Annotated in this window: 10 protein-coding genes, 1 tRNA gene and 1 pseudogene; 8 read left to right on the top strand and 4 right to left on the bottom strand. The window is 64.6% G+C overall.

The features are described 5' to 3' along the window. Position 1: 1 nt before the first annotated feature. The 3 genes from AX702_RS07215 to AX702_RS07205 are packed head-to-tail and all read right to left on the bottom strand — an operon-like array spanning position 2 to position 3,400. Positions 2 to 937 (bottom strand): plasmid partitioning protein RepB C-terminal domain-containing protein, encoded by a 936-nt coding sequence (locus AX702_RS07215; RefSeq protein WP_066777994.1) that lies wholly within the window; start codon positions 935 to 937, stop codon positions 2 to 4. Beyond that, entirely contained in the window at positions 930 to 1,832 is a 903-nt protein-coding gene (locus AX702_RS07210) for a plasmid partitioning protein RepB C-terminal domain-containing protein (RefSeq protein WP_066777992.1), read from the bottom strand. The genes AX702_RS07215 and AX702_RS07210 overlap by 8 nt, the downstream gene beginning before the upstream one ends. Then, positions 1,832 to 3,400: a recombinase family protein gene (locus AX702_RS07205; protein ID WP_082746118.1), complete on the bottom strand. Its 1,569-nt coding sequence runs from the start codon at positions 3,398 to 3,400 to the stop codon at positions 1,832 to 1,834. Before AX702_RS07205 ends, AX702_RS07210 begins: the two co-directional genes overlap by 1 nt. Positions 3,401 to 3,515: 115 nt before the next feature. Here AX702_RS07205 and AX702_RS07200 point away from each other — a divergent pair, with 115 nt between their 5' ends. Next, complete coding sequence (locus AX702_RS07200; RefSeq protein ID WP_066777988.1) at positions 3,516 to 4,145, top strand: hypothetical protein; 630 nt, start codon at positions 3,516 to 3,518, stop codon at positions 4,143 to 4,145. A gap of 158 nt (positions 4,146 to 4,303) precedes the next feature. Continuing rightward, a complete protein-coding gene (locus tag AX702_RS07195) occupies positions 4,304 to 4,588 on the top strand; it encodes a helix-turn-helix transcriptional regulator (RefSeq protein WP_066777986.1) in 285 nt (94 codons plus the stop codon). Here the strand turns inward: AX702_RS07195 and AX702_RS07190 are convergent. Next, positions 4,566 to 5,138 carry a tyrosine-type recombinase/integrase gene (locus tag AX702_RS07190; protein ID WP_443026286.1) on the bottom strand — a complete coding sequence of 191 codons (573 nt, stop codon included), beginning with the start codon at positions 5,136 to 5,138 and terminating at the stop codon, positions 4,566 to 4,568. The genes AX702_RS07195 and AX702_RS07190 overlap by 23 nt on opposite strands. A 10-nt stretch (positions 5,139 to 5,148) precedes the next feature. Here AX702_RS07190 and AX702_RS07185 point away from each other — a divergent pair. The 6 genes and pseudogenes from AX702_RS07185 to AX702_RS07160 form a co-directional block, all read left to right on the top strand. Further along, positions 5,149 to 5,811 (top strand): annotated as a pseudogene (locus tag AX702_RS07185) (3-phosphoshikimate 1-carboxyvinyltransferase); the annotation flags it as partial. Continuing rightward, complete coding sequence (locus AX702_RS07180; RefSeq protein WP_231731761.1) at positions 5,802 to 6,803, top strand: alpha/beta fold hydrolase; 1,002 nt, start codon at positions 5,802 to 5,804, stop codon at positions 6,801 to 6,803. The pseudogene AX702_RS07185 and the gene AX702_RS07180, both read left to right, overlap by 10 nt. After that, on the top strand, positions 6,800 to 7,426 hold the full coding sequence (gene cmk / locus AX702_RS07175; protein ID WP_066777984.1) for a (d)CMP kinase: 627 nt from the start codon (positions 6,800 to 6,802) through the stop codon (positions 7,424 to 7,426). The genes AX702_RS07180 and cmk overlap by 4 nt, the downstream gene beginning before the upstream one ends. A gap of 296 nt (positions 7,427 to 7,722) precedes the next feature. After that, positions 7,723 to 9,438 carry a 30S ribosomal protein S1 gene (gene rpsA / locus AX702_RS07170; protein WP_066777982.1) on the top strand — a complete coding sequence of 572 codons (1,716 nt, stop codon included), beginning with the start codon at positions 7,723 to 7,725 and terminating at the stop codon, positions 9,436 to 9,438. Between the two features lie 181 nt (positions 9,439 to 9,619). Continuing rightward, the gene (locus AX702_RS07165; protein ID WP_066777980.1) at positions 9,620 to 9,898 is read left to right on the top strand and encodes an integration host factor subunit beta; all 279 of its coding nucleotides are present in this window, start codon (positions 9,620 to 9,622) and stop codon (positions 9,896 to 9,898) included. 47 nt (positions 9,899 to 9,945) lie between these two features. Further along, a tRNA-Leu gene (locus AX702_RS07160) sits at positions 9,946 to 10,032 on the top strand. Positions 10,033 to 10,034 lie beyond the last annotated feature (2 nt).

Below are 10,034 nucleotides of genomic sequence, written 5' to 3'. Positions count from 1 at the left end.
TTCAGCCCGCCGGCGGCTCTGCGACGGAACCCAGCGTGTCGATCCCGGCGATCTTCTGAAACTCGCCGAGATAGTCCTGCTGGTGGGTCGTCAGCCAACGCACCACCCGGCTATTCGCCAGCAGCTTGGCGATATAGCCGCGCGCGACGGTCAGATGCAGATTGTCGATACCGTAGGTTTCCTCGACCGATTTCACCTGGGTCTGGAGCGTGGCCAGCTCGCGCTCCATGCGGGCGATCTGCTGGCCCGAAGGCGTTGGCTTGCCGCCACCCTTACCTTTACGGGTTGTGGCGAGCTGATTTTCGGATGTCGCTGCGCGCAACGCGCGCGCGAACAAGACCGTGAAATTGTTCTGACCGATCATCAGATCCGCGGCTTCGATCTGCCTGACCGACGTCATCTGGCGCAGAATGTCGAACACTTTCATCGAACAGGGCGTGTCCTTGAGCATCTCGGCCGCCTCGGGGCTGATACCTTCCAGCAGCCGAAACCGGCGCAGCACGGACTCGACCTGGAGGTTCAAGGCGGCCGCGATGTCGGCCGATGGCACGCCCCGGTCCATCGCGCGCGCGATCATCCGATGTTCTTGGATCGGCGGAATGCGGTTGACGCGCTTGTTATAGGTGTAGGTGTCGTCGTCAGCGGCGAGCAGGCACTCCACCTCGGCAATGCCGAGCTCCTTCAGCGCCTCAAGCCGCAGATGGCCATCAAGCAGAAACCAGATTCCGGGCTTTTTCGGGTCAGCCATCACGACGGGCGCTTCGATCAGGCCGATCGCCTTGATCGAGGAGAGCACCTGAGCATAGGACCGGCTCGCTCGGGCGCCGTCCGGCAGCGTCTTGAGCGGAACGATCGATGCGACCGGGACGGTTAGAAAGTCGCGGTCGAAGGCGAGATGGATCTGGCCGTCGTCCCGGCCTTTCATACTGTCAGCCATGCTCGTCTCCTGATACGCGGACCGTCAGCGCCCGCGGCATGGTGGCAAGCCCCTCCGCCCTCAACAGGTTGACGAAGCCGTCATCGGCGAGCAGGTCTTTCAGGGCCTCGACGACGAACAGCAAACGGGTCTGGGTGAAATCGGACTTCTTGACGAGCAGCCGCTGCTTTTCCGCCTCTCGCTGATAGACCTGCATAAGATCGGCAGCCGTCATTCTCTTGCTGCTGGCTTTCCGGCCCAGGCGTCCCGCCGGTAAGCTTCCCCGGCGCTGGCTTTGCATACGCATTTCCAGCAGGCGGCGGACAGCGGCCAGCTTCTTGCCCCTCAGCTTACCGGTCTCATAGGCGTCGAGGAGCAGATTCTGCGCCTCCTCCGTCTCGGCCTTGGAAATCTCCATCGCCAGCGTAATCGGGATAAGCCCGGTTTCGACCGCCGCGACGAGCCGTTCTTCGCCGCGCTCGAGAAGCGAAGCGATCATATTCACCCAGGACGCCCCGACGCCGATCTTCTCGGCGATCTCGGCATCGCTGTAGCCCCGAGAGCGCAGAGCGCCGATCTCCTTCATAAGGTCGATGGGGCGCGGGATGCGCCGCGCGATGTTTTCGACCAGGCTCATCACGAGGCATTCGCTCTCGCTGGCCTCGATCACCACGGCGGGAATCTCGGTCTGGCCCAGCATCTGGAAGGCTTCCAGCCGGCCTTCGCCGCAGACGAGATCGTAGCGCGGTCCCCCGGCGCCGTCCCGGCGGCTGACCGTGATCGGCCGCTTCAGGCCGATCGCCTCGATATTGTTCACGATCTCCCGATGCTGGCGCTTGTTGCGCGCACGCGGGTTCAGCACCGTGATCCGCGAGATGGGGATCATTTCGATCTTGGTTGGCCGAACGGCGGGCATCAGGCAGCCTCCCGCAGCGGTATCGGCACCGCGATGTCGTAGAGAAGATCGAGGCCGTCGAAGCGGTAGGCGTCGAGCCCGAGAGCATTGTCCTCTCCGAGCCGCAACTTTTCGGAGAGCATGTCGATGCACGGGAACAGGTAGTAATCGAGCGGGGCGCGATTGGCGCTGTCCATCCGCACGACGACGGTGATGTCGGGCGAGAGCGAGGTGTCGAAGCGCAGGTTCCAACGCAGCAGCCCGGTCGGCAGCTCGATGCACCGGGCGATTACAACTGAGAGGCTGAACTCGCCGTTGACGATCACCCGGTCGGTCTGGACATCCTGCCAGGCGTCGCTTCCGGTCGCCCGCAATCCGTCGAGCAACTCACGGAGAATATCGGGATGAAGCTTGCGCAGTTCGCGGTTGATTTCGACATAGCGGTAATCGCGATCCGGCGTGAAGCCGACAAGGTTGTAGGCCCGAAGCAGGCTGCCAAAGCGGGAGCTGTAGGCGCTGCTCGATGGCATCCCGTCGCATTCGTCGATGACCAGGCCGGATAGCAGCCCCTTCTGCTGGTAGAGGTCCCTCAGCGATTTCAGCATCTCCTCGTCGCTCAGGCGAAAGGAGCGCGCGCTGATGATTGTTTTGGCCGCCTCGAACAGTTCGCGTTGGACGACAGCCGCAAAGGCATCCTGCGACCTGATCCACATCTCGGGGTCGTTCTGGACGCGCTTTTTCTTCAGCTTGAAGGAGCGCCGGTTCCAGACGTTGTCGCCGACATACTTCTCGTTGATCAAAATCTGATGGACCGTCCCTCTGGTCCAGGGCCGGCCGAGATCGGTGGGCACGCCCCGCGCGTTGAGATCAGCGGCAATGTCCCGCTCGCTGTATCCCTGGTGGACGAAAGCCTGATAGATGTCGCGCACCAGCGCGACTTCCTCCTCCGGGCCGAGGGTCAGGATCACCCGATCGGTCTGGATGCTCTTGTGCTCGCCCCGGCCAAGATGCCCCTTGATGACGCCATGCTCGTCGATCAGGGTCCGGCGCAGGCCGAAGCCCGCAGGTCCGCCCTGGCGGTAGCCCTTCTCGATAAGCCGCCCCTGACCGGCGAACACCTTGGTTGACAGCTCGCGGCTATATTCGCCGGCCATCGCGCGCTTGACGCCTTTGACGATGGTCGAGATCGGACTGCCGTCATTGTCGAATTGCTCGGCGCAATACTCCACGGCAATGCCGGCGCGTCGGCAGATATATTCGTAATAGGCGCTCTCGTCGGCATCCTGAAAGCGGCCCCAGCGGCTGACGTCATAGACAAGCACCAGGTCGAAATCGGCGCTTCCGGACTGCACGTCCTCAATGAGCTGCCTCAGCGCATCGCGACCCTCGATCTTGAGGCCGCTCTTGCCCGCATCGGCATAGGTTTTGACGATCTCGATTCCGCGCGCTTCGGCATATTGCTGGATCGCGTCGGATTGGTTTTCCGTCGAATACTTCTGATGATCCGTCGACATGCGGACGTATTCGGCAGCCCGAAGAGGACGTTCGGGCTGTCCTGGCCGATCATCATCGTAACGTCTCCGGCTCATTCCTACGCCCTCGCGAACTTGCCTGCGGCGGTCCGGGCGACCTACCGCCGCAGCGCATGACGGGCCTCTGCCGCCACTCCGCACGGAAACAGTTTAGCTGCGGAGAAAACGGAAGATGTTGCCGAAAACGGGCAGGAAATTTCCCCAATGGACAGGCGTGCTTGGCGGACGCGAAACCTATGCGCGGGCCATCGCCGAGCTGCTGCGCAAAGAGCATGGCGACAGCCGCCGCGCGATCAAGCAGCTCATGCGCCAGACGGATGCGAGCGAGCGAACCGTCAAGCATTGGCTCTCAGGGCAGCACGGACCTGACAGCGTGCATTTCCTGCGGCTTGTGGTCTCGTCCCCGGTCATCAGGGCCTTCGTTCTCGGCCTGGTCGATGGTCCGGCGGCTATCCCGATGACCGGCCCGGTGGACCGCATTTCCTTGGCCAGAGCCCGTGAAGCCTATACGGCCGGGGAAGCCGCCGGTGGGCGGGCGGCAACGGGCGCGCGGAAAAGTGACCCTAAACGTGTCCCTGAACGCGACCCTATAAATGTCCCTGATCGAGCCGAACTGAACGAGCGGCAGCACTGGTTTCTCGACCGAGTCGAAGGAGGTCGAAGTGACGCCCGGGAGATCGCGGCGGTGTGGGGGGTCAGCCTGAAAACCGCGCGACGGGACATCGCCGCGCTCAAGGCGGCAGGTCTCATATGCTACGTCGGCTCACGCCGGAAGGGACGGTATCGACGATCACAGAAGTGAACCGAACCGCAGACCTGGTCGGACGCGACGTCGACTGCGTCTTGTCCGATATGCACGCCAGAGCGCGACGCAGTTCTACGCCCCGCAATCCGGGCCTTCCTTCGCCGTCGTCTATCGACTTCTATCTACCGGGACACGATGGCTGAAGGAGTCTTCAGATGAAACAACAGGAACCGCCCGCCGTGACACGGACCATACGGCGCCATGAGCTTCGCCAAATCGTCCCGTTAGCCGACACGACCATCTACGACATGGAGCAACGCGGCGAATTTCCGCAGCGCTTCTATCTCACCTCCCGCTGCGTGGTCTGGGATCTGGCCGAGGTCGAGACCTGGCTGGATGAACGGCGTCGCGCGTCACGCGCCAAGGCTGTGAAACGCGCGCCCATTCCCGATGTCCAGCTTCGCAAGACCCGCCCCATCAAACATTCGGCTCGGGCGTGACCAGCTCCATTGTCGGCGGATAGAGCGTCGGGGTGTATTTCTGACCCGCGACCCAGGCGTCCACCAGATTGGACCATTCCTGCATCATGTGCCGGCGCTGATGTTCATATTCAGCCTTGTTGTAGATGCCCCGCGAAGAGCGCCCGTCTTCGTGCGCGAGACACTTCTCGATCCAGTCGCTGTTGAAGCCCAACTCATTCAGCAAGGTCGAGCCCGTTCGTCGGAGATCGTGGACCGTAAAGGGCGCTAACGGCAGCCCCTCCTTCTTGGCCCGCTCCACCACCGCCGTCGTGATCCGGTTGAACGTCGCCCGCGACATCGGCGCGTCGGCATCATAGCGGGAGGGAAGGACATATTTCGAGTTACCGGCGCAGGTCTTGAGCGCGATGAAGATGTCCAGCATCTGCTGCGACAGATAGACGTTGTGTGGCTTCGAGCGCTTCATGCGCTCTTTCGGGATGGACCAGACGGCATTCTCGAAATCAACCTCATCCCAGACCGCATCCTGCAATTCGCTCTTCCGCACCATCGAAAGCAGGAACAGCCTCATGCCGAGCCGGATCGTCGGCGAGGCCGAATTGAAGCCCCAGTCGATCGTCGTACCGGGCGATCCCTCCTCCGCCGCCTTCTGGATGGTCGCCGCCAGCATCGTGCCGGGCAGCGACGTGGTGATCGAGAATGTCGGGCTAAACGCGACGCGCGCGGGGTTGGTGACGGCGCTGCGCCTGATGGGCGCTGACATCGCGGAGCTTGATGCGCGTGTGGTCGGCGGCGAACCGGTCGCCGACCTGCGGGTGCGTCACGCATCCCTGCGCGGCATCGAAGTGCCGCACGATCTCGCGCCCGCCATGATCGACGAATATCCCGCGCTGTTCGTCGCCGCCGCTCTTGCCGAGGGACGCACGATCGCGCGCGGCGCCGACGAATTGCGAGTCAAGGAATCGGACCGTATCGCCGTCATGAAGGCAGCGCTGGAAGCGAATGGCGTGCCTTGTGAGGAGCATGAGGACGGGCTGACGATCACCGGCAGCGGCGGGGAGCCGATCGCCGGCGGCGCGCAGGTCGCCTCGAAACTCGATCATCGTATCGCAATGAGCATGGCGATCGCTGGACTTCACGCCCGCGCCGCTATCACCATTGATGATGCGAGCCCGGTCGCGACGAGCTTTCCCGGCTTCTTCGACCTGCTCGATACGCTGGGGGGACGCGCTACTTGGGGCTGATCGATCGCCGATCGCTGATTGCCGGTGCGGGCGCCAGCCTGCTCGCCGTGCCGGCTTTCGCCCGCCCGCCCGCTCGCACGCCGGCCCGCACGCTCGCCCCGCCCGCACGCGAACTGATGGTGTCGGTGCCTGGCGGCGGCCGGGTCTATGTGCGGGTGAATGGCGATCTCGCCGGACCGCGCGCGCCGATCGTGATGATCCATGGGGGCCCCGGCGGCACGCATGCCAGCTTCCTGGAGGCGCTGCCACTCGCCGACGAGCGCGCGGTTATCCTGTACGATCAGCTCGATACCGGCCGCTCCGATCGCCCGGGCAATCGCGCGAACTGGCGCATTCCGCGCTTCGTCGATGAGCTGGAGGCGATCCGCTCCGGGCTGGGCGTCGCACGCTGGCATGTGCTGGGCGCCAGCTGGGGCGGCACGATCGCGCTGGAATATGGCGCCCGCCGCCCCGCCGCGCTCGCCGGGCTCGCCCTCGCCAGCCCGCTGGTCTCGACGCGAAGCTGGCTGGCCGATGCCACGGCGCTGATCGGCGACCTTCCGCCCGCGATCCGGCAGGAGCTTGAGCGATGCGGCGCGCTCACCCTCGCCCAGCCGCCCGTGACATGCGACGCGCCGACCCGCGCCTTCTATGCCGCGTTCAACCGGCGCCTGCCCGCCGCCGCGGATGTCGCCGCCTATAGCCAAGGCGTCAGCGGCAATCGCGACATGTACCAGGCGATGTGGGGGGCGAGCGAATTCGTCTCCTCCGGCTCGCTGAAGGATTATGATGGCGAGCCGTTGCTCGCGAAGCTGGAAGGAAAGCGTACCTTGTTCCTGTGTGGCCAGTATGATGAGGCGCGACCCGTCACCACCGGCGCCTTTGCCGCCCGCGTGCCCGGCGCCGAGTTCGCCGTCGCGCCAGGCGCCGCGCACGGCCTGTTCAACGATCGCCCGGCGGAAACCATCGCCCTGCTGCGCGGCTGGCTCGCGCGTCAGGACGCGATCGCATGATCATCGCGGTTGATGGCCCCGCCGCCTCCGGCAAGGGAACGGTCGCCCGAGCGCTGGCCAGACACTATAACCTGCCCCACCTCGACACCGGGCTGCTGTACCGCGCCGTCGCCGCCACGGTGAAGCGGCTCGACCTTGACCCCACGCGAGAGGCGGATGCGGTGGCCGCCTGCGACTTTGACGAACTGACGCTCGCCGATCCGGTGCTGCGCGAGGATGAGATCGGCAAGCTTGCCTCGATCGTCTCGGCCCATCCCCTTGTCCGAGCGGCGCTGCTCCAGAGGCAGAAGCGCTTTGCCCATCAGGAGGGCGGCGCCGTTCTGGACGGGCGCGACATCGGCACAGTGATAGCACCCGACGCTGACGCCAAGCTCTTTGTCCGCGCCACGCCGACGATCCGGGCGCGCCGCCGCCACGCCGAACTGCAGGCGCGCGGCTCCACCGCCACCTTCGATCAGGTGCTGGCCGACATCCGTGCCCGGGATCAGCGCGACAGTTCGCGCTCCACCGCGCCGCTCGTGCTCGCCCCTGATGCGGCGCTGCTGGATACGAGCTTCCTGTCGATCGAAGCGTCGATCGACAAGGCGATCAGCCTTGTCGAGTCGCGCCGCCCGCGGGACTGACGGGGGCGCATTTCCCCGCCCGTGCACCGGAATGGCCTATGCCCCTTGGGGAACGCCTGTGTACCTTGCTCCAGACGCCGCTTTGCAGTAAGGCGCGCCGTCCGGCGGGCTGGGGCTCGCGGAGGCATGGTGCGGAGCGGCGTCTCGCGCGCCCTTTTCGCGTAAGCGCATCGAAGCCCTCGCTCCCCTTTCTGTCTGGATGCTGCTCCGGCGTGCGGCCGGCGCGGCGGTGAAGGCCAAGACCAGCGGAACCAACCGCTTGGCCGGAAACGAACTGATTAGGACAAACCATTTTTATGGCCACACAGCCAAATCCCACGCGTGACGATTTCGCGGCAATGCTCGATGACATGTTCGGCGGCGCCGACAGCTTCGAGGGCCGCGTGGTGCTCGGCACCGTCACCGGCATCGAGAATGACCTCGCCGTCATTGACGTCGGCCTGAAGAGCGAAGGCCGCGTGCCGCTGCGCGAATTCGCGCCGGCGCCGGGTCAGAAGGCCGATCTCAAGATCGGTGACGAAGTCGAAGTCTATGTCGACCGCGTGGAAAACATGCATGGCGAAGCGATGCTGTCGCGCGACCGCGCACGCCGCGAAGCCGCATGGGACAAGCTGGAGACCGAATTCGCCAAGACCGCGCGCGTCGAGGGCGTGATCTTCGGCCGCGTGAAGGGCGGCTTCACCGTCGACCTGAACGGCGCCGTGGCCTTTCTGCCGGGCTCGCAGGTCGACATCCGTCCGGTGCGTGACGTCACGCCGCTGATGGATATCCCGCAGCCGTTCCAGATCCTGAAGATGGACCGCAAGCGCGGCAACATCGTCGTCTCGCGCCGCGCCGTGCTGGAAGAGACCCGCGCCGAGCAGCGCTCGGGCCTGATCCAGAGCCTGGCCGAGGGTCAGATCATCGACGGCGTGGTGAAGAACATCACCGACTACGGCGCCTTCGTGGACCTGGGCGGCATCGACGGCCTGCTGCACGTCACCGACCTCTCCTACAAGCGCGTCCAGCACCCGTCGGAGATGATCAACATCGGCGACACGGTGAAGGTGCAGATCATCCGCATCAACAAGGACACGCAGCGCATCTCGCTCGGCATGAAGCAGCTCGAGAGCGATCCGTGGGATGGCGCCAGCCAGAAGTATCCGGTCGGCGCGAAGCTGTCGGGCCGCGTCACGAACATCACCGAATATGGTGCGTTCGTTGAGCTGGAGCCGGGCATCGAGGGCCTCGTCCACGTGTCCGAAATGTCCTGGACCAAGAAGAACGTCCACCCGGGCAAGATCGTCTCGACCTCGCAGGAAGTCGACGTGGTGGTGCTCGAGGTCGATGCCGACAAGCGTCGCATCTCGCTGGGCCTGAAGCAGGCGCAGCAGAACCCGTGGGAGCGCTTCGCCGCCGAGCATCCGGTCGGCACGACGGTCGAGGGCGAAGTCAAGAACGCCACCGAGTTCGGCCTGTTCATCGGCCTCGACAACGATGTCGACGGCATGGTTCACATGTCCGACATCGCATGGGGTGTTTCGGGTGAGGACGCGCTCAACCTGCATCGCAAGGGCGAGACGGTTCAGGCCATCGTGCTTGACGTCGATCCGGAGAAGGAGCGCATCAGCCTCGGCATGAAGCAGCTCGAGCGTGGTGCCCCGGTTGCGGGCGGCGCAGCGGCTTCGGCCGGCAACCTGGGCAAGAACCAGGTCGTCACCGTTACCGTTCTCGAAGTCCGCGATGCGGGCCTCGAGGTTCAGGCGGGCGACGATGGCGCGACCGGCTTCATCAAGCGCACCGATCTCGGCCGCGACCGTGACGAGCAGCGTCCGGAGCGTTTCCAGGTCGGCCAGAAGTTCGACGCGATGGTCACCGGCTTCGATCGTTCCAAGAAGCCGACCTTCTCGGTCAAGGCAATGCAGATCGCCGAAGAGAAGCAGGCCGTGGCGCAGTACGGTTCGTCCGACTCGGGCGCGTCGCTCGGCGACATTCTCGGCGAGGCGCTGAAGGCTCGTCAGAACAAGCAGTAATTGCTGCGGCCTTCTTTGGGCCGTGGGGCCGGGTGGCATCAGCCGCCCGGCCCTTCTTTTTTGCGGTATAAACCATTCTTTTGGTCGATAATCGCTTGTCGCTCCTATTCCGCGCAAACTTTACCTGTATTAAGAACGCCACACGCCACGTAGGCTCGGTGGCACTTCAAGGGCGGGGCAAATGATCCGATCGGAACTGGTGCAGCATCTGGCAGAGACCAACCCTGGTCTGTCGGTGCGCGAGGTCGAGGCTATCGTTTCCACCTTCTTCGATGAGATCGTCCGGCGCCTGGCGGAGGACGGCCGCGTCGAATTGCGTGGCTTCGGCGCCTTCTCGACTCGGGCGCGCGACGCACGCACCGGCCGCAACCCGCGCACCGGCGAGGTGGTCGAAGTCACGGCGAAGCGCGTGCCCTATTTCAAGCCGGGCAAGGAAATGCGTCAGCGTTTGAACGTCTGAACGCTTGACGGCGGCGCTTCCGTGCCGCTTTTCGGCGCACGTGATGCGCGGACGTGGCGGAACCGGTAGACGCCGGAGACTTAAAATCTTCTGCCCGTATGGGCGTGCGGGTTCGAGTCCCGCCGTCCGCACCATC

This window comes from Sphingomonas sp. CCH5-D11, assembly GCF_001557395.1.
GTDB lineage: Bacteria > Pseudomonadota > Alphaproteobacteria > Sphingomonadales > Sphingomonadaceae > Sphingomonas.
This window is presented reverse-complemented; position numbering and strand designations above follow the sequence as displayed.